The 21,098-nt window shown below is 64.7% G+C and carries 23 protein-coding genes; 20 read left to right on the forward strand and 3 right to left on the reverse strand.

What is annotated here, in order from left to right:
• The first annotated feature begins 61 nt into the window (after positions 1–61).
• Positions 62–1,441: an aldehyde dehydrogenase family protein gene (locus FXN65_RS12515; RefSeq protein ID WP_151133511.1), complete on the forward strand. Its 1,380-nt coding sequence runs from the start codon at positions 62–64 to the stop codon at positions 1,439–1,441.
• 289 nt (positions 1,442–1,730) lie between these two features.
• Here the strand turns inward: FXN65_RS12515 and pdxR are convergent, their stop codons facing one another.
• Entirely contained in the window at positions 1,731–3,164 is a 1,434-nt protein-coding gene (gene pdxR / locus FXN65_RS12520) for a MocR-like pyridoxine biosynthesis transcription factor PdxR (protein ID WP_151133512.1), read from the reverse strand.
• Between the two features lie 144 nt (positions 3,165–3,308).
• On the reverse strand, positions 3,309–3,743 hold the full coding sequence (locus FXN65_RS12525) for a carboxymuconolactone decarboxylase family protein (protein ID WP_151133513.1): 435 nt from the start codon (positions 3,741–3,743) through the stop codon (positions 3,309–3,311).
• A gap of 265 nt (positions 3,744–4,008) precedes the next feature.
• On the opposite strand from FXN65_RS12525, the gene FXN65_RS12530 reads away from it, so the two are divergent.
• Both FXN65_RS12530 and FXN65_RS12535 read left to right on the forward strand, forming a co-directional pair.
• The gene (locus tag FXN65_RS12530) at positions 4,009–4,269 is read left to right on the forward strand and encodes a hypothetical protein (RefSeq protein WP_151133514.1); all 261 of its coding nucleotides are present in this window, start codon (positions 4,009–4,011) and stop codon (positions 4,267–4,269) included.
• 96 nt (positions 4,270–4,365) lie between these two features.
• Positions 4,366–4,683: a DUF7709 family protein gene (locus FXN65_RS12535; RefSeq protein ID WP_151133515.1), complete on the forward strand. Its 318-nt coding sequence runs from the start codon at positions 4,366–4,368 to the stop codon at positions 4,681–4,683.
• Here the strand turns inward: FXN65_RS12535 and FXN65_RS12540 are convergent, their stop codons facing one another.
• The gene (locus FXN65_RS12540) at positions 4,684–5,253 is read right to left on the reverse strand and encodes a MarR family winged helix-turn-helix transcriptional regulator (RefSeq protein ID WP_226281993.1); all 570 of its coding nucleotides are present in this window, start codon (positions 5,251–5,253) and stop codon (positions 4,684–4,686) included. It abuts the gene before it with no gap.
• A gap of 106 nt (positions 5,254–5,359) precedes the next feature.
• On the opposite strand from FXN65_RS12540, the gene FXN65_RS12545 reads away from it, so the two are divergent.
• From FXN65_RS12545 to FXN65_RS12625, 17 genes are all read left to right on the forward strand, one after another.
• Positions 5,360–5,590 (forward strand): thioredoxin family protein, encoded by a 231-nt coding sequence (locus FXN65_RS12545; RefSeq protein ID WP_151133517.1) that lies wholly within the window; start codon positions 5,360–5,362, stop codon positions 5,588–5,590.
• 13 nt (positions 5,591–5,603) lie between these two features.
• A complete protein-coding gene (locus tag FXN65_RS12550) occupies positions 5,604–5,858 on the forward strand; it encodes a DUF2024 family protein (RefSeq protein WP_151133518.1) in 255 nt (84 codons plus the stop codon).
• Between the two features lie 10 nt (positions 5,859–5,868).
• The gene (locus tag FXN65_RS12555; protein ID WP_151133519.1) at positions 5,869–6,141 is read left to right on the forward strand and encodes a Rho-binding antiterminator; all 273 of its coding nucleotides are present in this window, start codon (positions 5,869–5,871) and stop codon (positions 6,139–6,141) included.
• A gap of 117 nt (positions 6,142–6,258) precedes the next feature.
• Positions 6,259–7,188 carry a pca operon transcription factor PcaQ gene (pcaQ, locus tag FXN65_RS12560; RefSeq protein ID WP_151133520.1) on the forward strand — a complete coding sequence of 310 codons (930 nt, stop codon included), beginning with the start codon at positions 6,259–6,261 and terminating at the stop codon, positions 7,186–7,188.
• 113 nt (positions 7,189–7,301) lie between these two features.
• Positions 7,302–8,021, forward strand: a complete 720-nt coding sequence (gene pcaH, locus FXN65_RS12565; RefSeq protein WP_151133521.1) for a protocatechuate 3,4-dioxygenase subunit beta — start codon at positions 7,302–7,304, stop codon at positions 8,019–8,021.
• Positions 8,022–8,033: 12 nt separating this feature from the next.
• Complete coding sequence (gene pcaG, locus FXN65_RS12570) at positions 8,034–8,639, forward strand: protocatechuate 3,4-dioxygenase subunit alpha (RefSeq protein ID WP_151133522.1); 606 nt, start codon at positions 8,034–8,036, stop codon at positions 8,637–8,639.
• The gene (gene zapE / locus FXN65_RS12575) at positions 8,629–9,729 is read left to right on the forward strand and encodes a cell division protein ZapE (protein WP_151133523.1); all 1,101 of its coding nucleotides are present in this window, start codon (positions 8,629–8,631) and stop codon (positions 9,727–9,729) included. Before pcaG ends, zapE begins: the two co-directional genes overlap by 11 nt.
• A 14-nt stretch (positions 9,730–9,743) precedes the next feature.
• Positions 9,744–10,673, forward strand: a complete 930-nt coding sequence (locus FXN65_RS12580; protein ID WP_151133524.1) for an AEC family transporter — start codon at positions 9,744–9,746, stop codon at positions 10,671–10,673.
• Positions 10,674–10,817: 144 nt separating this feature from the next.
• On the forward strand, positions 10,818–11,450 hold the full coding sequence (locus FXN65_RS12585; protein ID WP_151133525.1) for a malonic semialdehyde reductase: 633 nt from the start codon (positions 10,818–10,820) through the stop codon (positions 11,448–11,450).
• Between the two features lie 335 nt (positions 11,451–11,785).
• Complete coding sequence (locus FXN65_RS12590) at positions 11,786–12,628, forward strand: IclR family transcriptional regulator domain-containing protein (protein WP_151133526.1); 843 nt, start codon at positions 11,786–11,788, stop codon at positions 12,626–12,628.
• Between the two features lie 314 nt (positions 12,629–12,942).
• The gene (locus FXN65_RS12595) at positions 12,943–14,292 is read left to right on the forward strand and encodes an MFS transporter (protein ID WP_151133527.1); all 1,350 of its coding nucleotides are present in this window, start codon (positions 12,943–12,945) and stop codon (positions 14,290–14,292) included.
• Between the two features lie 138 nt (positions 14,293–14,430).
• Positions 14,431–15,390, forward strand: a complete 960-nt coding sequence (locus FXN65_RS12600; protein WP_151133528.1) for an AraC family transcriptional regulator — start codon at positions 14,431–14,433, stop codon at positions 15,388–15,390.
• Positions 15,391–15,616: 226 nt separating this feature from the next.
• The gene (gene benA / locus FXN65_RS12605; RefSeq protein WP_151133529.1) at positions 15,617–16,975 is read left to right on the forward strand and encodes a benzoate 1,2-dioxygenase large subunit; all 1,359 of its coding nucleotides are present in this window, start codon (positions 15,617–15,619) and stop codon (positions 16,973–16,975) included.
• Positions 16,972–17,460, forward strand: a complete 489-nt coding sequence (gene benB, locus FXN65_RS12610) for a benzoate 1,2-dioxygenase small subunit (protein ID WP_151133530.1) — start codon at positions 16,972–16,974, stop codon at positions 17,458–17,460. The genes benA and benB overlap by 4 nt, the downstream gene beginning before the upstream one ends.
• Positions 17,461–17,612: 152 nt before the next feature.
• On the forward strand, positions 17,613–18,626 hold the full coding sequence (gene benC / locus FXN65_RS12615; protein WP_151133531.1) for a benzoate 1,2-dioxygenase electron transfer component BenC: 1,014 nt from the start codon (positions 17,613–17,615) through the stop codon (positions 18,624–18,626).
• A gap of 117 nt (positions 18,627–18,743) precedes the next feature.
• Positions 18,744–19,520, forward strand: coding sequence for a 1,6-dihydroxycyclohexa-2,4-diene-1-carboxylate dehydrogenase (locus FXN65_RS12620; RefSeq protein WP_151133532.1), 777 nt, complete (start codon positions 18,744–18,746; stop codon positions 19,518–19,520).
• Between the two features lie 149 nt (positions 19,521–19,669).
• Positions 19,670–21,001: an MFS transporter gene (locus FXN65_RS12625; RefSeq protein ID WP_151133533.1), complete on the forward strand. Its 1,332-nt coding sequence runs from the start codon at positions 19,670–19,672 to the stop codon at positions 20,999–21,001.
• The last annotated feature ends 97 nt before the right edge of the window (positions 21,002–21,098 follow it).

A 21,098-nucleotide genomic window follows, 5' to 3' on the forward strand; every position in this document is an offset into this window, starting at 1 on the left:
TTAATTTCGCCGCACGACTGACCGCGAGCCCTGACCGGCTTTCACGTACAACGAGGACAGCATGACTACGCCTGCCGCCATCTCCCGCAACCCCGCCACCGGCGAAGAAATTGCCCGCTATCCCTACCAGGATGCCGCCGCCCTGGAAGCCAGCCTGGCGTCCAGTCAGCGTGGCTTCGCGGCGTGGAGCCAGTTCAGCGTCGAGGAGCGCAGTGCTGCGCTGCTGCGCATGGCCAAGGCCCTGCGCGCCAACGCCGAGGCCATGGCGCGCATGAGCACCACCGAGATGGGCATGCCGATCAGCCAGTCCCGTGGCGAGATCGAGAAATGCGCCAAGCTCTGCGAGTGGTATGCCGAGCACGGCCCGGCCATGGTCGCGGACGAACCGACCCTGGTGGAAGACGACAAGGCTGTGGTTGCCTACCTGCCGCTGGGCCCGGTGCTGGCGGTAATGCCCTGGAACTTCCCGGTGTGGCAGGTGATGCGCGGCGCTGTACCGATCATCTTCGGTGGCAACAGCTATGTGCTCAAGCACGCCCCAAACGTCATGGGCTGCGCCCGTCTGCTGGCTTCCGTCTGGGCCGAAGCCGGCCTGCCGGAAGGCGTGTTCGAGGTGATCAACGTCGAGCCGCCGCTGGTTTCGGTGGCCATCGCCGACCCGCGCATCGCCATGGTGGCGGTGACCGGTAGCGTTGGCGCCGGTGCTGCCATCGCCGCCCAGGCCGGTGCCGCACTGAAGAAGTGCGTACTGGAACTGGGCGGTTCCGACCCCTTCATCGTGCTGGCCGATGCCGATCTGGACCAGGCCGTGAAGGCTGCCGTCACCAGCCGCTTCAACAACGCCGGTCAGGTCTGTATCGCCGCCAAGCGCATCATCCTCGAAGCCCCCATCGCCGAAGCCTTCACCGAGCGCTTCGTGGCGGCGGTCAAGGCGCTGCAGATCGGCGATCCGCAGGCTGATTCCACCTTCGTCGGCCCTATGGCCCGCTTCGACCTGCGCGACGAGCTCGATGGCCAGGTCCAGGCCACCCTGGCCGAAGGCGCGACCCTGCTGTTGGGCGGCCACAAGCTGGAAGGCGAGGGCAACTACTACGCGCCCACCGTGCTGGCGGACGTGACCCCGGACATGACCGCCTTCCGCAAGGAAATCTTCGGCCCGGTGGCTTCGCTCATCGTCGCCCGCGATGCCGAGCATGCAGTCGAGCTGGCCAACGACAGCGAGTTCGGCCTGGGCGGCGCGCTCTGGACCACCGACGCGGCCAAGGCGCAGAAACTGGCCCGCCGTATCGTCAGCGGCGCGGTGTTCATCAACGGCTTCACCGCCTCCGACCCGCGTGTGCCGATCGGCGGCGTGAAGAAGAGCGGTTACGGCCGCGAACTGTCCCACTTCGGCCTGCGCGAGTTCCTCAACGTGCAGACCATCTGGCGCGATCGCGGCTGATCGACCGGGGTGGATGAAGAAAGGGGCTGATGTGTTCAGCCCTTTTTCTTTTGTGCCCTGCGCGTACCTCGACCTGTCAGGACGAAGCCGATCGGGTAGGGGCCGGACCGAGCTGAAGAGATCGACCTGTGGCAAGGGACGGACTCGCGCCCTTCCAGGGGGCTACGGCAAGTCCACTTTCTACGAACGTGGATGTTGGCTTGTGGGCGCGAATTCATTCGCGAATGGGCCCTGCATCGAGACTGAAATCGCTCCCACAGAAGCCGACAAAGCAGCCCAGAACCGGAACCTACGCAATCTGCTCCAGGATATCCCGCACCCGGTCCAGCGCCGGGTCGAGGTCCAGGGTTTCGATGGCGCCGTAGCCGAGGAACAGGCCGTTGCGCGGTGGTACCTGGTAAGAGAATCCGGCCAGCGGGTAGAGACCCACGTCCAGCTTGCGCGCCAGCTCCACCAGCAGCGGGATGTCCAGTGGCAGCCTGGCCTGGGCCGCGAGGTGGAAGCCGGCCACCGAGGGCACCAGTTCGAACCAGTGCGCCAGGTCGCCATTGAAGCGATCGAGGATGCGCTCCCGCCGGCTGGCGTAGATGGCATGGCAGCGGCGGATGTGTTTTTGCAGGCAGCCGTCGTCGATGAACTTGGCCAGGGTCCACTGGGTGAGGGTGGAGCAGTGCCAGTCGCTGAGCTGCTTGGCGGCGGTGACGGCTTCGACCAGCGCCGGCGGCAGGATGCAGTAACCCAGGCGCAACTCCGGCTGCAGGGACTTGGAGAAAGTGCCGACATAGGCCACCGCGCCCTGGCTGTCGAGGCTCTGCAGGGTTTCGCTCGGCCTGCCTTCGTAGCGGAACTCGCAGTCGTAGTCGTCTTCGATGATCACCGCACCGATGCGCAGGGCCTTCTCCAGCAGTGCCACGCGCCGTGCCTGGCTCATGGGCATGCCGAGGGGGAACTGGTGCGAGGGGGTCACGTAGATCAGCCGCACGTGCTCCGGTATGGCGTCGACGCAGATGCCTTCCGCATCCACCGGTACGCCGATCACCTCGGCACCCTGGGCAGCGAAGCTCTGCCGCGCCGGCGGGTAGCCGGGATCTTCCACCGCCACGCTGCAGCCGGGTTCCACCAGCACGCGGGCGAGCAAGTCCAGGGCCTGCTGGGCACCGTGGCAGACCAGCACGTCTTCGACGTTGCAGTGCACCCCACGGGAAAACGCCACATGCCGGGCGATGGCGTCACGCAGCGCGGGCAGGCCGGCGGGCTGGCTGTAGAGCCCGCGGGATTTCGCGGTCTGGCGCAGGGCGTGCTGGGCGCAGCGGCGCCAGTCATCCTGGGGAAACTGGTTGCGGGTGGTGGCGCCGCCAATGAAGTCGTAGCGCAATATCGCGTCCATGGACGGATGGCCCAGGGAGGTGGAGATGTTGTGCCATTTGGAGATGATCGCTGCACTGGCCAGCGACTCGTGGCCCTGCTTGCGGCACTGGCCGACGGCCTGGGCGTTGACGAAGGTGCCCGAGCCCACCTTGCCGGTGAGCAGGTTGTCGTAGGTGAGCAGGGCATAGGTGTCCGCCACCGTCTTGCGCGAGATGCCCAGTTGCTCGGCCAGCAGGCGGCTCGGCGGCAGCCGGGTGCCAGCCTTGAGACGCCCGGATTCGATGGCCTCGCGCAATTGCCGGTACAACTGCCCGGACAGGTCCTTGCTGCCCTGGATGACAATGTGCAGTTCCATGCATGGCTCCGTCGGGGGAATGGCAGAAAAATACCGCAATCCCTCGAAGTGATAACGCGAAACGCGCGCCGAATGCTTCACGGGCGCGCCATGAGAATGAAAAGGGCCGCTCGATGCGGCCCATTTTCAGTGAGGCAGGGGACGTCAGGGGATCATGGCGAAGCCCACGCCGAAGCGGTTCCAGGCATTGATGGTGGCGATGGCCAGGGTCAGGTTGACGATTTCGGTTTCGCTGAAATGCTCGCGCAGGCGCTCGTACTGGTCTTGCGGGGCATGGCGCTCGGGCAGCAGGGTCAGGCTTTCCGTCCAGGCCAGGACGGCTTGTTCGCGCTCGCTGAAGAAACGGGTGTCATGCCAGACGCTCAGGGTCTGCAAACGTGCCTCGGTCTCGCCGGCCCTGCGGGCGTCATTGGCGTGCATGTTGATGCAGTAGGCGCAGCCGTTGATCTGCGAGGCGCGCAGGCGGATCAGTTCGAGCAGGGAGGTTTCCAGACCGGATTTGGCCAGGGCCTGTTCCAGACCGACCATCGCCTTGTAGGCATCGGGAGCCTGCTTGGCCCATTCGATTCGTGCGCTCATCTCGGTTCTCCAGAGTAGCCCGCGGGACGCGGGGGATGGACGTAAGTTATCTGGCAGTCGGTCCCGGCCGAATAGCCAATTCGGGCGAAACTCGGCAGGCCAATCGGACGACCCTTGGTCAGGTGCAACGGCGCGGAAAACCTCCTGTGCTATATCCGGAAGTGAGCAAGGCAAGGCATGCGCCGACCTTCAGTTGAACATCCACCCACGCCCGCCGGGCCGGCCGACCCCGTGGCTGCGGGCCTTCAACAAAGAGGTAGACCCCATGAGCACCCTGCAATGCGTTCACCGCAACCATGTGATTGTCGCCGACGTCTATGAGCATCCGGGCATCCCCACGCCCTGGGCCGCCGGCTGCCACATCACCTCCCCTGAGGGCGAGACCACCCGCCGGATTGCGTTGCCGGTGAGGTACGCCTTCCTTTCGGAACTGGACAAGGCCCAGCACGCATCCATCGCCCACGGCAAGTGGCTGGTGGACCAGTACCTGGACGAAGGCCGCGAGCTCTTCCAGAAGAGCGCCTGAGCACCGCAGGGCAGGGAGGCCCTTGTCTGTCGCCATCGCGCCCCCATGTTGGAGGAGCGCGATGCCTGCGCGGACAACCTGCAAGGAGCAATTTCCATGAGCGATTCCAACCCCGACCTCGCCCGGATCAATGGCCGTATCCTGGCCGCGGGCGAGCACCTGCCAGCCGTGACCCTCAAGGATGGCAGCCGCGTACAGACCGGCACGGTGGCGGCGATGCTGCAGAACGTCAGGCGTTACAACGACGGCGAGCGGGGTGAGGTGGAGCGCGAACTGGAATTGGCCGTGCCGACCCTGGTGAAGGTGGGCCTGTTCGAGCTGTTCAGTCCGCAAGAGTGGGCCGCCGGGGACAACCCCGGTCGCCGCTTCGTGGGGCTCAAGGCGCGGCAGTACCTCGACGATCAGGGCGCCTGATCAGGCCGCTTCCTCGCGGGGCTGGTGTTCGCGGCAAATGAGTTCGATGGACGGGCGGGCCAGGGGTTCCCGGGTCAGCCCGCAGAACGGCCCACCATCCCGCTGCTGGTGGAAGCGGCAGGTCTTGCACAGACCAAAGCCGGGGACATCCACCTGACGTTGCACGGTGCGCAGCAACCCGGCCAGCAACCGCTCCAGCTCCACGGCATCCGGTCCCATTTCCACTACCGCGTTCGCCAGGAACCCCGGGGGCGTGACTGCGGCCAGCAGTTCGCGCGCGGCCGGGGTCAGCTCCAGGTGCACGCTGCGCTTGTCCTGCTGGTCCTGACGCTTCTCGATCAGGCCCTTGGCTTCCAGGGCCTTCAGCGATTGCGACACCGTTCCCTTGGTCAGCCCCAGGTACTCGGTCACCGCCAGCGGCGTGTCCGAGTAGTGGTTGCAGCGTGCCAGGTACTCCAGGGCACTGAGCTGCACAGGCTGCAGGTCCGCCAGCAGCGGGTGCTCTCGGTGCCAGATGCGCATCAGGCTGGTGAGTCGTTCGAACAGGTCGAATAGGTCGGTCATGTTCACCTCCTTCGGTAGATAGTATCGAGTAAAAACTATGTTGACAAAGGGGTGGTCACGGGTAATCTGATTAACGTATCGAATCGATACTAAATACTCTGGAGACCTGAACATGACTACCGCTCGTTTCTATCACGCCGGCTGCCCGGTATGCGTTTCCGCTGAACAGACCCTGCTCGACCTGCTTGCGCCGGAGGTAAAGGTGGAAGTGGTGCACCTGGGCGATGTGCCCGCCCGTGTCGCCGAGGCGGAAGCCGCCGGTGTCCAGTCGGTTCCCGCCCTGGTGGTGGATGGCCAGGTGCTGCACATCAACTTCGGCGCCGCCATCGCCGACCTGAAGTGAGGAGGGCGTCGACATGCAGGTAAAAGTCTTCGATACCCATGTCCGTACCCGCGATGGCCGCTACCTGCACTTCGACGTGCTTACCAGCGCCGGCGACAAGGCCCAGGCCAGCCAGTACGCCGCCGAATGGCTGGCCAGCCGGGGTGTGCAGGACGCCGACATCGCTGCCAGCGAGTGCCTGTTCTGCCATAGCGAGATCGCCAGCCCGCAGGTGGCCGAGGCCATCGGGCGGCAGGGTTACTCCATCCTTCCGCTGCAAGGCTGCTGAGGAGGACGCCATGTATCAGCCGCTGGATTGCGACCTGCACGACCTGCTGGAAATCGCTTGCCTGTATCGCTACCTGGTGAAGGTGGAACTGGTGGACGGCGGTGGATTCGAGGCTCGGGCGCTGACCACCCACACCAGCGCGGAGAAGGAGGAGTTCTTCGTGCTGGAGGTGGAGGATGGCCCTTGCTCCGTGCGCATGGACCGCCTGCTGGCGATCACCCCGCTGGAGGCCGGCGCGCGTTTCGGCCGGGTGGAGTTGGCGGGAAAGGTCTGTGCGGTCTGAGCGCGGGGCCGATCCATGTGGGAGCGATTTCAATCGCGATTGAATTCGCTCCCACGAATGGCTCCCGGGCCCGTCCTTGAGCTAGCCTTCGCAGGCCAGCCGCCACAGGACCCGCCGTTGAACATCGATACCCGCATCAAATTCCGCCACCTGCTGTGCTTCCTCGAAGTGGCGCGCCAGGGCAGCCTGGCCCGCGCTGCCGACCAGTTGGCGGTGAGCCAGCCGGCTATCTCCAAGACCCTCAAGGAACTGGAGGAAATCCTCGACGCCAGCCTGTTCGACCGCAGCAAGAGCGGTGCCAGCCTGACCGAGGCGGGGCTGGCCTTCATGCGCTACGCAGGCCCCTGCGTGCAGGCCTTGCGCGACGGGGTCAACAGCCTGCGCGAAGGCGAATACGCCGCCGGCACCGTGCGGCTCGGGGTGCTCTCCACCGTGGAAGGCCTGCTGGTGCCGGAAATGGTGCGGCGCCTGCATCAACACCACCCCTCGCTGGTGGTCAGCGTGCTGACGGGACCCGGTGCCTACCTGTTGTCGCAACTGCGGGTAGGCGAGTTGGACCTGGTGGTCGGACGCATGACCGACAACCCGGAAATCCACGGCCTGACCTTCGAGCACCTGTACAGCGAATCCATGACCCTGGTGGTGCGCGCTGGCCATCCGTTGCTGGAGGAGGGCGCCGACCGCCGCTCCCTGGAGGGCTTCCCCCTGGTGTTGCCACTGGCTGGAACCAGCATTCGCAAGCATGCCGACGGATTCTTCGTGCAGAGCGGCATCAGCCCGCCGCGCCAGCGTCTTGAAACCCTGTCGCTGGCCCTGAGCCGGCGCTACGTGCAGAGCGGCGAAGCCGTCTGGATTGCGCCCCTGGACGCGGTGCGCCTGGACCTGGCCGCCGGCGAACTGGTGGAACTGGACCTGGGCTTCAAGGAGCCCGGCGGTTCGGTGGGGATCTGCAGCAATGCATCACTGCCGCTTTCCCTGGCGGCGCAGTGGGCGGTGGAGACGCTGCGCGAGGCGGCGCTGGATTATCGCGAGGGGCGTCTTACATAACCATATGGTTATGGATGGGCGGAAGGATTTCAATTTTCCGCCGACCTCCGCTGGATGAAACTGCGCCCCACGGCCCCCCGCCGTTCCACAAATCCAAGAAAGAGGAATCCGTGATGTCCGATGCGGAAAACAGCCGCTTCGTCATTCGTGATCGAAACTGGCACCCCAAGGCCCTGACCCCCGACTACAAGACGTCCATTGCCCGTTCCCCGCGCCAGGCGCTGGTGAGCATTCCGCAGTCCGTCTCCGAGACCAGCGGCCCCGATTTCTCCCACCTGAAGATGGGCGAGCACGACAACGACCTGCTGCTCAACTTCAACAACGGCGGGCTGCCCATCGGCGAGCGCATCATCGTTTCCGGCCGCGTCATGGACCAGTACGGCAAGCCGGTTCCCCACACCCTGGTGGAAATGTGGCAGGCCAACGCCGGCGGCCGCTACCGCCACAAGAACGACCGCTACCTGGCGCCGCTCGACCCGAACTTCGGTGGTGTCGGCCGTGTCCTGACCGACAGCGAAGGCCGCTACATCTTCCGCACCATCAAGCCGGGCCCTTACCCCTGGCGCAACGGCCCGAACGACTGGCGCCCGGCGCACATCCATTTCTCCATCAGCGGGCCGTCCATCGCCACCCGCCTGATCACCCAGCTGTATTTCGAAGGTGACCCGCTCATCCCGATGTGCCCCATCGTCAAGAGCATCGCCAATCCCGACGCGGTTCAGACGCTGATCGCCAAGCTCGACATGAGCAACGCCAATCCCATGGATTGCCTGGCGTACCGCTTCGACATCGTCCTGCGCGGCCAGCGCAAGACCCACTTCGAAAACCGCTGAGGAGATACGCGCATGCCTATCGAACTGCTGCCGGAAACCCCCTCGCAGACCGCCGGCCCCTACGTGCACATCGGCCTGGCCCTGGAAGCGGCCGGCAATCCGACCCGCAGCCAGGAAATCTGGAACCAGATGGCCAAGGCCGACGCCCCCGGCCAGCACATCCTGCTGCTGGGCAATGTCCATGACGGCAATGGCCACCTGGTGCGCGACTCCTTCCTGGAGTTCTGGCAGGCCAACCACGAAGGCGTCTACGACACCGCCTTCGACCTGGAGAAGCCGTTCAACAGCTTCGGCCGCACCGCCACCACCTTCGATGCCGGCGAGTGGACCCTGCAGACCATCAAGCCGGGCGTGGTTAAGAACGCCGCGGGCGTGGCCATGGCGCCGCATATCAACGTGTCGCTGTTCGCCCGTGGCATCAACATCCACCTGCAGACGCGTATCTATTTCGACGACGAGGCCGCCGCCAACGCCGCCGACCCGGTGCTCAACCTGATCGAGCAGCCGCAACGCCGCGAAACCCTGGTGGCGCGCCGCTGCGAGGTGGGTGGCAAGCTGGCCTATCGCTTCGACATCCGTATCCAGGGCGAAGGGGAAACGGTGTTCTTTGACTTCTAGGGAACTGGACCCCGCATTCGATGCGCTGAGCGAGCCCGTTGGCCAGCGCATCGAACGGCACTTCGACGCACAGCTGGAGGCCAGGGGTTACCGGGCCGATGCGGCGCAACGCACAGCCATTGGCCGTCTCGGCCAATGGCTGGAGTCGTTTCTGGCGGGAAAATCCGGCTGGTTGCGCCGTCCGCGCGCGGGGCTTTACCTCTGGGGTGGAGTGGGGCGCGGCAAGAGCTTCGTGATGGACGCCTTTTTCGCCGCGGCGCCGCTCGTCGCAAAGCGACGCGTGCACTTCCATGCCTTCCTCCAGGAATTGCAGGGGCGCATGCGCAACTTCGCCGGGCAACCCGACCCGCTGGCCCTGGCCGCCCGGGCGCTGGCCGAAGAAACGCGGCTGCTGTGCTTCGACGAGTTCCACGTTCACGACATCGGTGACGCCGTGCTCCTCGGGCGCCTGCTCAAGGTGCTGGTGGAGGAGGGCGTGGGCCTGGTCTGCACCTCCAACTACCACCCGGATGGGCTCTGTCCGAATCCGCTCTACCGCGAACGCTTCAAGCCGGCCATCGCCCTGATCGAGAAACGCTTCGAGGTGCTCAACCTCGATGGCGGCGAGGACTACCGCCAGCGCCGCGGAGTGCTGGAAGCCTGGGGCAGTTATTGCTGGCCTCTGTCGGGCTTCACCGATGGCTGGGTCGACCGGCAACTGGGACTGACGCCGGCTGCCACGCGCGACGTGGAGGTCGCCGTCAATCACCATCCCCTGCGTGTGCGGGCGATGGAAGGAGAGCGTGCCTGGCTTGACTTCGACGAACTGTGCCGACGACCACATTCCAGTGCCGACTTCCTCTGGCTCAGCCAGCGCTTCGGGCGGCTCGCCATCAGCGGCGTGCCTTGCCTGGGCGAGGAAGCCATCGACGTGCAACAGCGCTTCGTCAACTTGATCGACATCGCCTACGACGCCGGCATCCGCCTGCTGCTGGCCAGCGAGGCCAGCCTCGACGACTTGTGCCGGGGCAAACCCCATATGGACTTCTCCCGTACCCGCAGCCGGTTGCAACAGCTGGAACCGGTCCAGCCAGGGCAGGGAAGCGACTGACCGACGAGCCCAGAATGCTTCAGATACTTGGTATTACCGCGCCCATCTTCATCCTGATCGGTATTGGCTACCTGTCCGCCCGTGGGCGGCTGGTCAGCCCCGAGCAGGTGCTGGGGCTCGGAAAATTCGTCATCACCTTTGCCCTGCCGGCGCTGGTGATCCGCGCACTGCTGGAAAAGCCGCTGGACGAGGTGTTCGACGCCACCTATCTGCTGGCCTACGGCATCGGCTCCCAGCTGATGTTCTGGGGCGGCTTCCTGTTCGCTCGCCTGGTGCGCAGGGACAGCCTCAGCGGCAGTGCCCTGAGTGGCCTGGGCATGTCGGTATCCAACAGCGGTTTCGTTGGCTATCCCATCGTCGCCATGGTGCTGGGTTCACCCGCTGCGGTGGCCCTGGCACTGGGCATGATGGTGGAGAACCTGCTGATGATCCCGCTGGCACTGGCCATTGCCGAACTGGGCCGGCAGAACGGTGGTGGGTTGCGCGCGGCGCTGCTGGACACCTTCATGCGTTTGCTGCGCAATCCGGTGATCATCGCCATCAGCGTCGGCCTGACACTGGCACTGCTCGGGGTTCGCCTGCCGGCCGTGCCGGCCAAGGTGGTCGAGATGCTGGCGATGGCCTCGGCACCGGTGGCGCTCTTCGTCATCGGCGCGAGCCTGAACGGGCTCAGGGCCGGCGGCCTGGTCAAGGACGTGGCCCAGCTCAGCATCGGCAAGCTGGTCCTGCACCCGCTGGCAGTGCTGCTCTGCTTCCAGCTGCTGCCGCCGGTGGACCCGGTGCTGCGGGTAGCCGGCGTGCTCTTCGCCTGCTCGCCGATGATGAGCATCTACCCCATCCTCGGCCAGCGCTACGGCCTGGAGGGTCGCTGCGCGGCGGCACTGGTGGTGTGCACCGTGCTTGCCTTCGTCAGCATCAGCCTGTTCATCGGTTTGCTGACCTGAGGTGAGGCCTGCCCTTGAGGTCCCTTGGAGTGGCTTGGCGAACCTTGGCAAGTGAATTCGCCCCCGCAAGCGGCCCCCGCCACTGACTATCCTCTCCAGGTCATCCGCACGAGCGTGCGGCCACCCTGGCAAGAGGAGGCAGCGATGAGCAAGCGATTGAACGAAGAAGGCATGGACCTGCTGTTCCGCCAGGCACGTACCTACAGTGCCTGGCTGGACAAACCGGTTAGCGACGACACGTTGCGCGAACTGTACGACCTCATGAAATGGGGCCCCACCAGCGCCAACTGCTGTCCGGCGCGGATCCTTTTCCTGCGTACCCCCGAGGCCAAGCACCGCCTGTTGCCCGCACTGGCGCCTGGCAACGTCGACAAGACCATGGCGGCTCCAGTCACTGCCATCATCGCCTACGACCTGAAGTTCTATGAGCAACTGCCCAAACTTTTCCCCCACACCAATGCGCGCGCCTGGTTCGCCAATACGCCTGAACTGGCCGGACTCACCGCGCGGCGCAACAGCTCGTTGCAGGGGGCCTATTTCATGCTGGCAGCGCGGGCGGTCGGGTTGGATTGCGGGCCGATGTCGGGGTTCGACAATGCCCTGGTCGACCATGAATTCTTCCCTGCTGACGGGCGCGCGGATGCCTTCCAGCTGGAGCACTTCCCGGATAGCCAGGTGAAGTCCAGCTTCCTCGTCAACCTGGGCTATGGCGATCCGTCGAAGCTGCATGCGCGCGGGCCGCGCCTGGACTTCGACGAGGTGTGCAAGCTGTTGTAGGGCGCGGGCCCCAGGAGTTGTGGGGGCGATTTCAATCGCTAAGCAGACCGCAGGTCTGCCCTTCGGGTTTGAAGGAGGCAGCTGCGCTGCCATTTGCGAACGAATTCGCCCCCACATGGCACGCCGGGGTGTTGGCGTTTGCCGCGGTGGGGAGATGGCGACTCTGCCTCTTGAGCGGAGCCGTTGCCTGGCGCCGAGGTACCTGATCAAACCGGGGCGCCGCGTGGCGGGGCAAAAGTAAGAGCCGGGGGCGTCAGGGTCAATTGCGATTATCGAACTTTGGTTCGATAATCGGCCGCACCTGCCGTGTCTGCGATTCACCAAGGACAACAAGAATGACCGACGAACTACGCTCTCCGCTGCCGCCCCTTGCCCCGCCAATCATCGCCTCGCCGGCCAAGCGCATCGAAGCCTTCACCGGTGACCCCAACTTCATGACTTCCCTGGCCCGGGGCCTGGCGGTGATCCATGCTTTCCAGGAGCGCAAGCGCCACCTGACCATCGCCCAGATCAGCCACCGTACCGAAATCCCCCGTGCCGCCGTGCGCCGCTGCCTGCATACGCTGATGAAGCTGGGCTACGTGACCACCGACGGGCGCACCTACTCGCTGCTGCCAAAGGTTCTGACCCTGGGTCACGCCTACCTGTCTTCGACCCCGCTGGCGGTTACCGCCCAGCCGATCCTCGACCGCCTCAGCGACCAGCTCCACGAAGCCTGCTCCATGGCCACTCTGGAAGGGGACGAGATTCTCTACATCGCCCGTTCGGCCACGCCCAACCGGTTGATCTCCGTGGACCTCAGTGTCGGCAGCCGTCTCCCGGCCTACTGCACCTCCATGGGCCGCATCCTGCTCGCCGCCCTGGATGACGCCGCGCTGGACGACTACCTCGAACACGCCGACCTCCAGGTGAAGACCAGCCGCACCGTGCACACCGCAGAAGGGCTGCGCGCGAGCATCGCGGAGATCCGCCGCCAGGGCTGGGTGATTATCGACCAGGAACTGGAAATGGGCCTGCGTTCGGTGGCGGTTCCGGTGCGGGATTCCGCCGGCCAGGTGCTGGCGGCGTTGAACGTGGGCACCCACGTTGGCCGCATCAGCCGCCAGGAACTGGAAACCCGTTTCCTGCCGGCGCTGCTGGAGGCGAGCAAGGACCTGAGTACACGGTTGTTTCATTGAGGGGACGGTGGCGCTTTTCCTGTGGGGGCGAATGAATTCGCCCCCACAGAAGAACAGCAACCGCAGCGCCTGCAGGATGCGTTCGAATACCGAACGCTTTGCCGATTATCGAATTGAACCGCCAGGCCGCTCTTCGTAAGGTCTGCACAGCCGCGCTACCAGCCAGCGCGGCCAATAACAACAATGAGAGTCCGTTCCGGTCGTAGCCTGTATTGCCGGAGACACCCTCATTCCTGTCCAGTCCGAGTCTTCCCCGTCAGAGGCCGCAGAGAATGGCCCGCATGCGGAGGAGGGCCAATCGCAGGAATACTTGCATGACCAGCCCAGCCCACCTGCCCGCCACGGGCACCCTGGATGTCCAATCCTTCATCAATGCCCAGCCGCTATCCGCCTACCAATGGCGCGTTGTGCTGCTGTGTTTCCTCATCGTTTTCCTCGACGGCCTGGATACTGCCGCCATGGGCTTCATCGCCCCGGCGCTGACCCAGGACTGGGGCATCGACCGCGCCAGCCTTGGCCCGGTGATGAGCGCCGCGCTCATCGGCATGGTCTTCGGGGCCCTCGGCTCCGGCCCCATGGCCGACCGCTTCGGGCGCAAGGTGGTGCTGGTAACGGCGGTTTTCCTGTTCGGGCTGTTCAGCCTGATCTCCGCCTTCAGCGCCAACCTCGAACAACTGCTGATTCTCCGTTTCCTCACCGGCCTCGGGTTGGGCGCCGCCATGCCCAATGCCACCACGCTGCTCTCCGAATACACCCCCGAGCGCCTCAAGTCGCTGCTGGTGACCAGCATGTTCTGCGGCTTCAACCTCGGCATGGCCTCCGGCGGCTTCGTTTCCGCCTCGATGATCCCGGCCTACGGCTGGCACAGCCTGCTGCTGCTCGGCGGCATCCTGCCGCTGGCGCTCGCCGTGGTGCTGCTGGTCTGGCTGCCGGAATCGGCACGCTTCCTGGTGGTACGCAACAAGGGCGCGGACAAGGTGCGCAAGGCTCTGGCACCCATAGCGCCTGCTGAAGTGGCGACCGCCTCCGGCTTCAGCGTGCCGGAACAGAAGACCGTACAGAGCCGCAACGTCTTCAAGGTGATCTTCTCCGGCACCTACAGCGCCGGCACCCTGTTGCTCTGGCTGACCTATTTCATGGGCCTGGTGATCGTCTACCTGCTCACCAGTTGGCTGCCCACCCTGATGCGCGACAGCGGCGCCAGCATGGAACAGGCAGCCTTCATCGGTGCGCTGTTCCAGTTCGGCGGCGTGCTCAGCGCCGTTGGCGTGGGCTGGGCCATGGACCGTTTCAATCCGCACAAGGTGATCGGCGCGTTCTACCTGATGGCGGGCGTCTTCGCCTATTGCGTGGGCAAGAGCCTCGGGGAGGTGACGCTGCTGGCCACCCTGGTACTGCTGGCCGGGATGTGCGTCAACGGCGCGCAATCGGCCATGCCGTCCCTGGCGGCGCGCTTCTACCCGACCCAGGGCCGCGCCACCGGCGTGTCCTGGATGCTCGGCATTGGCCGTTTCGGCGCCATCCTGGGTGCCTGGATCGGCGCGACCCTGTTGGGCCTGGGCTGGAACTTCGAACAAGTGTTGACCGCGTTGGTGGTGCCGGCCGCCATCGCGACTACCGCGGTGGTGATAAAGGGGCTGGTAAGTCACGCAGACGCAACCTGATCGGCTTATCTGTAACCGTTCATCTCAACCCACGGCATGTAGGAAAAGGCTCACATAGAATCCGGAAACGAAGATCGCGGGCGCTTGCCAACCGGCATGACGCCCGCGACGTACAACAACGACAAGAGTGCCTGATCCATGGATAGTCGCCTGCTGAGTGAACGCAGTAGGGTGTTCGAGCGTGCGGACCCCTATGCCGTGTCCGGATATGTGAACCAGCATGTCGGGTCGCACTGCATCCGGCTGCCCTCGGCCGGCCATCCGCAGGCCAGCCTCAACCACCGCAAGTTCGCCAACCTCGACCTCTGTCGCATCAGCTACGGCGGTGCCGTGCGCGTCACCTCGCCGGCGCTGGAAACCATCTACCACCTGCAGATTCTCCTCAGCGGCCATTGCCTCTGGCGCGGCCACAAGCAGGAGCACTACCTGGCCCCCGGCGAGCTGTTGCTGATCAACCCTGACGACCCGGTGGACCTGACCTATTCGGACGATTGCGAAAAATTCATCCTGAAGATGCCGACCACCCTGCTGGAAAGCATCTGCGAGGAGCAGCGCTGGCATCGGCCGAGCCCCGGCGTGCGTTTCCTGCAGAACAATTACCAGCTCAATGAGCTGGAAGGCTTCGTCAACCTGCTGGCCATGGTCTGCCAGGAGGCGGAAGCGAGCGACGCACTGCCGAGGGTGCAGGAGCATTACGCGCAGATCGTCGCCAGCAAGATGCTCAGTCTGATGAAGACCAACGTCAGCCGCGAGAGCCTGGGCTGCCAGGAGGCCTCCTTCGAGCGCATCCTGGCCTACATCGAGCACAACCTGAAACAGGACATCAGCAGCGAGTTCCTCGCTCGTCAGGCCAGCATGAGTCTGCGCTCCCTCTACGCGCTGTTCGAGCGCCACCTGGGCACCACGCCCAAGCACTACATCCGCCAGAAGAAGCTGGAGCGCATTCGCGCCTGCCTGGCCGACCCGAGCTGCAACGTGCGCAACGTCACCGAGCTGGCCCTGGATTACGGCTTCCTGCACCTCGGGCGTTTCTCCGAGAGCTACAAGGGGCTGTTTGGTGAATTGCCTTCCGACACGCTGAAGCGGCGCGGGCTCTGATCTCGCCTGCTTTTTTCCTTGTGGGAACGAATTCATTCGCGATCGGCGTGTGCGCAGCGGCAACAACGGCAACGCTGTGCGTTGCCTTCGCGAATGAATTCGCTCTTACAGGCGTTTACCAGGACTCTGCAAAAAACGGATAGCGATCTGCAAAAAGCGGATATTGCCGTTTCCCCCGCATCCCTAACCTGACCTGGCCTGAACAATAACAACGGAGGCCCTGGCCATGTCCCTGGGATTCGATTTCCTGCACTCGCTGCTTGAGGACGACAAAGAGAAGGGCGTCTACCGCTGCAAGCGGGAGATGTTCACCGACCCGCGTCTGTTCGAACTGGAAATGAAACACATCTTCGAAGGCAACTGGATCTATCTCGCCCACGAGAGCCAGATTCCCGAGAAGAACGACTACCTCACCCTCAACATGGGGCGCCAGCCGATCTTCATCGCGCGCAACAAGGACGGTGAGCTCAATGCCTTCCTCAACGCCTGCAGCCATCGCGGTGCGCAGCTGTGCCGGCACAAGAGCGGCAACCGTTCCTCCTATACCTGCCCGTTCCACGGCTGGACCTTCAACAACTCCGGCAAGCTGTTGAAAGTGAAGGACCCGGCTGAAGCCGGCTATCCGTCCAGCTTCAACTGCGAAGGCTCCCACGACCTGACGAAAGTGGCTCGCTTCGAGTCCTATCGCGGCTTCCTCTTCGGCAGCCTGAACGCCGACGTGAAGCCCCTGGTCGAGCACCTGGGCGAGTCCGCCAAGATCATCGACATGATCGTCGACCAGTCCCCCGAGGGCCTGGAAGTCCTGCGCGGTTCCTCCAGCTACATCTACGAGGGCAACTGGAAGCTGACCGCCGAAAATGGCGCCGACGGCTACCACGTGAGTTCCGTGCACTGGAACTACGCCGCCACCCAGAACCAGCGCAAGCAGCGCGAAGCGGGTGAAGAGATCAAGACCATGAGCGCCGGCAGCTGGGCCAAGAACGGCGGTGGTTTCTACTCCTTCGACCACGGCCACCTGCTGCTCTGGACCCGCTGGGCCAACCCGGAAGACCGTCCGCTCTACGAGCGTCGTGACGAACTGGCCCGGGAATTCGGCCAGGCCCGTGCCGACTGGATGATCGAGAACTCGCGCAACCTCTGCCTGTACCCGAACGTCTACCTGATGGACCAGTTCAGCTCGCAGATCCGTATCGCCCGGCCGATCTCCGTCAACCAGACCGAGATCACCATCTACTGCATCGCGCCGAAGGGCGAGAGCGCCGAGGCCCGCGCCAAGCGCATCCGCCAGTACGAGGACTTCTTCAACGTCAGCGGCATGGCCACTCCGGACGACCTGGAAGAATTCCGCTCCTGCCAGCTGGGCTACCAGGGCAGCCGTGGCTGGAACGACATGTCCCGTGGCGCCGAGCACTGGGTCGAAGGCGCCGACGCCGCCGCCCAGGAAATCGACCTGCACCCGCTGCTCTCCGGCGTGCGCACCGAAGACGAAGGCCTGTTCGTGCTGCAGCACAAGTACTGGCAGGAAACCATGCTCAAGGCCGCCGCGGCCGAGCAGCAACTGATCCCCCTGGAGGCCGTGCAATGAGCATCTCTTACGACGCCGTGCGCGACTTCCTCTACCGCGAAGCGCGCTACCTGGACGACAAGGACTGGGACAACTGGCTGGAGCTGTACGCCAGCGACGCCAGCTTCTGGATGCCGTCCTGGGACGACCGCGACGAGCTGACCGAAGACCCGCAGACCGAAATCTCGCTGATCTGGTACGGCAATCGTGGCGGCCTGGAAGACCGCGTGTTCCGCATCAAGACCGAGCGTTCCAGCGCGACCATGCCGGACACCCGCACCTCCCACAACATCAGCAACATCGAGATCCTCGAAGTGGCCGATGGGCAGTGCAAGGTGCGCTTCAACTGGCACACCCTGAGCTTCCGCTACAAGACCGTGGACAGCTACTTCGGCACCAGCTTCTACACCCTCGACGTGCGCGGCGAGAGCCCGCTGATCAAGGCGAAGAAGGTCGTTCTCAAGAACGACTACGTGCGCCAGGTAATAGACATCTACCACATCTAAAAACACGGCCTGAGGCTGTTGCACTTGCCCATGCTGCGTTGGAAGACGGTTCGAAATGCTCATTCACTACAGTGAACTCCGCTTTCTCACCGCCTTCCGCCTTGCCTGGCCTGCGCTCACGACGCCCCAGACCGCGTTTTGCGGAGTTTGATATGACTCACAAGATCGCACTGACTTTCGAAGACGGCGTCACCCGTTTCATCGACGCCACGCCCAGCGAAACCGTGGCTGACGCTGCCTATCGGCAGGGCATCAACATCCCGCTGGACTGCCGCGACGGCGCCTGCGGCACCTGCAAGTGCTTCGCCGAAGCCGGCCGCTACGACCTGGGCCAGGACTACATCGAGGATGCACTGAGCGAGGAAGAAGCCGCCCAGGGCTACGTGCTCACCTGCCAGATGCGCGCCGAGAGCGATTGCGTGGTGCGCGTGCCGGCGTCCTCCGACGTCTGCAAGACCCAGCAGGCCAGCTTCGAGGCGAGCATCAGCGCCGTGCGCCAGCTCTCCGACAGCACCATTTCGCTGTCCATCAAGGGCGAGTCCCTCGCCAGGCTGGCCTTCCTGCCGGGCCAGTACGTCAACGTGAAAGTGCCGGGGAGCGAGCAGACCCGGGCCTATTCCTTCAGCTCCCTGCAGAAGGATGGCGAGGTCAGCTTCCTGATCCGCAACGTGCCGGGCGGCCTGATGAGCAGCTTCCTCACCGGTCTGGCCAAGGCTGGCGACAGCATGTCCCTGGCCGGTCCGCTGGGCAGCTTCTACCTGCGCGACATCCGTCGCCCGCTGCTGCTGCTGGCCGGCGGCACGGGCCTGGCGCCCTTCACCGCGATGCTGGAGAAGATCGCGGAAGAGGGCAGCGATCATGCATTGCACCTGATCTACGGCGTGACCAACGACTTCGACCTGGTGGAGATGGACAAGCTGGAAGCCTTCGCCGCGCGCATCCCCAACTTCACCTACAGCGCCTGCGTGGCCAACCCGGAAAGCAGCTACCCGCAGAAGGGCTACGTGACCCAGCACATCGAGCCGAAGCACCTCAACGACGGCGACGTGGATGTCTACCTGTGCGGCCCGCCGCCCATGGTCGAGGCGGTCAGCCAGTACATCCGCGAGCAGGGCATCTCGCCCGCGAATTTCTACTACGAGAAGTTCGCCGCCAGCGCGGCGTGACGCATGTCGACGTAGGTTGTGGCTGAGCGCAGCGAAGCCCAACGACTCGCGAGTTGCGTTGGGCCTCGCGTAGCTCGGCCCAACCTACGGATTGCATAGCCAATTCAAGGGGCTGCCATGTACAAGAGATTCCAGGACAAGGTCGCGCTGGTCACCGGCGCGGCGCAGGGTATCGGCCGCCGCGTGGCCGAGCGGCTGGTGGAGGAGGGCGCACGGGTGGTTGCCGTGGACCGTTCCGAGCTGGTCTTCGAGTTGCAGGACGAACTGGGAGCGGGCAGCGGGATGCTGGCCCTGACCGCCGACCTCGAACAGTTCGCCGAGTGCCATCGCGTCGCCGCCGCCGCAGTGGAGCGCTTCGGCCGGTTGGACATCCTCATCAACAACGTGGGCGGGACCATCTGGGCCAAGCCCTACGAGCACTACCAGGAACACGAGATCGAGGCCGAAGTGCGGCGCTCACTGTTCCCCACCCTCTGGTGCTGCCACGCCGCGCTGCCCTTCATGCTGGAGCAGGGCGCGGGCGCGATCGTTAACGTGTCCTCCATCGCCACCCGTGGCGTGAACCGCGTGCCCTATGGTGCGGCCAAGGGCGGGGTGAATGCCCTCACCGCCTGCCTGGCCTTCGAGAACGCCGGGCGGGGCATCCGCGTCAACGCCACCGCACCGGGCGGCACCGAAGCGCCGCCGCGCCGTATCCCGCGCAACACCGCGCAGCAGAGCGAAGAAGAGAAGGCCTGGTACCAGCAGATCGTGGACCAGACCATCGATAGCAGCTTGATGAAGCGCTACGGGACCATCGACGAGCAGGTCGGGGCGATCCTTTTCCTCGCCTCCGACGAAGCCACCTACATCACCGGCGTAACCCTGCCGGTGGGCGGAGGTGACCTGGGCTGACAGCCTGTGGGAATTGACCTGTGGGAGCGAATTCATTCGCGAATGAATTCGCTCCCACCAAGAAGTACCTACAGGGCACCACCGGACCGGCACCGTCACGCGCCCGTCCCTGCGGTTTCTACACAACAACAACAAAAGAGACACATGCCATGCGAAAACTCGACGTACACGCGATCATCGATAACGCGCGCTTCACGCCCTTCCACTGGATGGTGATGTGCTGGTGCGCACTCCTGCTCATCTTCGACGGCTACGACCTGTTCATCTACGGCGTGGTCCTGCCCGTGCTCATGAAGGAATGGGGCCTGACCCCGCTTGAAGCCGGCGCCCTGGGCAGCTACGCGCTGTTCGGCATGATGTTCGGCGCCCTGACCTTCGGTTCCCTGGCCGACAAGATCGGCCGCAAGAAGGGGATCGCCATCTGCTTCGTGCTGTTTTCCGGCTTCACCGTGCTCAATGGCTTTGCCAGCTCGCCCACCGAATTCGGCATCTGCCGCTTCATCGCCGGCCTCGGCATCGGCGGACTGATGCCCAACGTGGTGGCGCTGATGAACGAGTACGCGCCGAAGAAACTGCGCAGCACCCTGGTGGCCATCATGTTCAGCGGCTATTCCCTGGGCGGGATGCTGTCGGCCGGCGTGGGCATCTACATGCTGCCGCGCTTCGGCTGGGAAGCCATGTTCTTCGCCGCGCTGCTGCCGCTCCTGCTGCTGCCGCTGGTCCTCTGGTACCTGCCGGAATCCGTCGGCTTCCTGCTGCGCCAGGGCCGCGTCGAACAGGCCCGCGCCATCCTCAAGCGCATCGACCCGCAGGCTTCCATCGGTGACAAGGACGAACTGGTGTTGAACGAAGTGAAAGTGCAGGGTGCCCCGGTGCTGGAACTCTTCCGCGAAGGCCGTGGCGTGCGCACGCTGATGATCTGGGTGGCGTTCTTCTGCTGCCTGCTGATGGTCTACGCGCTCAGCTCCTGGTTACCGAAACTGATGGCCAACGCCGGCTACAGCCTGGGCTCCAGCCTGTCGTTCCTGCTGGCCCTGAACTTCGGCGGCATGTTCGGCGCCATCGCCGGTGGCTGGCTGGGGGACCGCTTCAACCTGCCCAGGGTGGTGGTGGCCTTCTTCATCGTCGCCGCCGTGTCCATCAGCCTGCTGGGCTTCAAGAGCCCGACCCCGTTGCTTTACCTGCTGATCGCCATCGCCGGCGCCACCACTATCGGCACGCAGATCCTGCTCTACGCCACCGCCGCGCAATTCTATGGCCTGGCATTCCGCTCCACGGGTCTCGGCTGGGCCTCGGGCATCGGCCGCAACGGCGCCATCGTCGGCCCGCTGCTGGGTGGCGCGCTGCTGGGCATCAACCTGCCGCTGCAACTGAACTTCATGGCCTTCGCCATTCCGGGTGCCATCGCCGCCCTGGCCATGTGCTTCGTCCACCAGCGCCAGCCCAAGGCCGTGCCGCTGGCGACCGCCGCCCAGGGTTGATCCGCCGCGGGGCGCTCGGGCGCCCCCTGCCTGATGAGAAAAAGGAGCGCCGAAATGGCCGCTTTCACCGCCGCCCAGCTGCGTGCGCCTCGACGTC

Source organism: Pseudomonas lalkuanensis, from assembly GCF_008807375.1.
GTDB lineage: Bacteria > Pseudomonadota > Gammaproteobacteria > Pseudomonadales > Pseudomonadaceae > Metapseudomonas > Metapseudomonas lalkuanensis.

Bases quoted from the DNA above. Each gene is read 5' to 3' on its own strand.
- FXN65_RS12535 (WP_151133515.1), top strand. From the start codon at position 4,366: ATGAGCGATTCCAACCCCGACCTCGCCCGGATCAATGGCCGTATCCTG.
- pdxR (WP_151133512.1), bottom strand. From the start codon at position 3,164: ATGGAACTGCACATTGTCATCCAGGGCAGCAAGGACCTGTCCGGGCAG.
- FXN65_RS12515 (WP_151133511.1), top strand. From the start codon at position 62: ATGACTACGCCTGCCGCCATCTCCCGCAACCCCGCCACCGGCGAAGAA.
- FXN65_RS12600 (WP_151133528.1), top strand. From the start codon at position 14,431: ATGGATAGTCGCCTGCTGAGTGAACGCAGTAGGGTGTTCGAGCGTGCG.
- FXN65_RS12625 (WP_151133533.1), top strand. From the start codon at position 19,670: ATGCGAAAACTCGACGTACACGCGATCATCGATAACGCGCGCTTCACG.
- pcaG (WP_151133522.1), top strand. From the start codon at position 8,034: ATGCCTATCGAACTGCTGCCGGAAACCCCCTCGCAGACCGCCGGCCCC.
- pcaH (WP_151133521.1), top strand. From the start codon at position 7,302: ATGTCCGATGCGGAAAACAGCCGCTTCGTCATTCGTGATCGAAACTGG.
- FXN65_RS12545 (WP_151133517.1), top strand. From the start codon at position 5,360: ATGACTACCGCTCGTTTCTATCACGCCGGCTGCCCGGTATGCGTTTCC.
- FXN65_RS12550 (WP_151133518.1), top strand. From the start codon at position 5,604: ATGCAGGTAAAAGTCTTCGATACCCATGTCCGTACCCGCGATGGCCGC.
- FXN65_RS12585 (WP_151133525.1), top strand. From the start codon at position 10,818: ATGAGCAAGCGATTGAACGAAGAAGGCATGGACCTGCTGTTCCGCCAG.
- FXN65_RS12595 (WP_151133527.1), top strand. From the start codon at position 12,943: ATGACCAGCCCAGCCCACCTGCCCGCCACGGGCACCCTGGATGTCCAA.
- benA (WP_151133529.1), top strand. From the start codon at position 15,617: ATGTCCCTGGGATTCGATTTCCTGCACTCGCTGCTTGAGGACGACAAA.
- FXN65_RS12530 (WP_151133514.1), top strand. From the start codon at position 4,009: ATGAGCACCCTGCAATGCGTTCACCGCAACCATGTGATTGTCGCCGAC.
- FXN65_RS12525 (WP_151133513.1), bottom strand. From the start codon at position 3,743: ATGAGCGCACGAATCGAATGGGCCAAGCAGGCTCCCGATGCCTACAAG.
- benB (WP_151133530.1), top strand. From the start codon at position 16,972: ATGAGCATCTCTTACGACGCCGTGCGCGACTTCCTCTACCGCGAAGCG.
- FXN65_RS12555 (WP_151133519.1), top strand. From the start codon at position 5,869: ATGTATCAGCCGCTGGATTGCGACCTGCACGACCTGCTGGAAATCGCT.
- benC (WP_151133531.1), top strand. From the start codon at position 17,613: ATGACTCACAAGATCGCACTGACTTTCGAAGACGGCGTCACCCGTTTC.
- FXN65_RS12590 (WP_151133526.1), top strand. From the start codon at position 11,786: ATGACCGACGAACTACGCTCTCCGCTGCCGCCCCTTGCCCCGCCAATC.
- FXN65_RS12620 (WP_151133532.1), top strand. From the start codon at position 18,744: ATGTACAAGAGATTCCAGGACAAGGTCGCGCTGGTCACCGGCGCGGCG.
- FXN65_RS12580 (WP_151133524.1), top strand. From the start codon at position 9,744: ATGCTTCAGATACTTGGTATTACCGCGCCCATCTTCATCCTGATCGGT.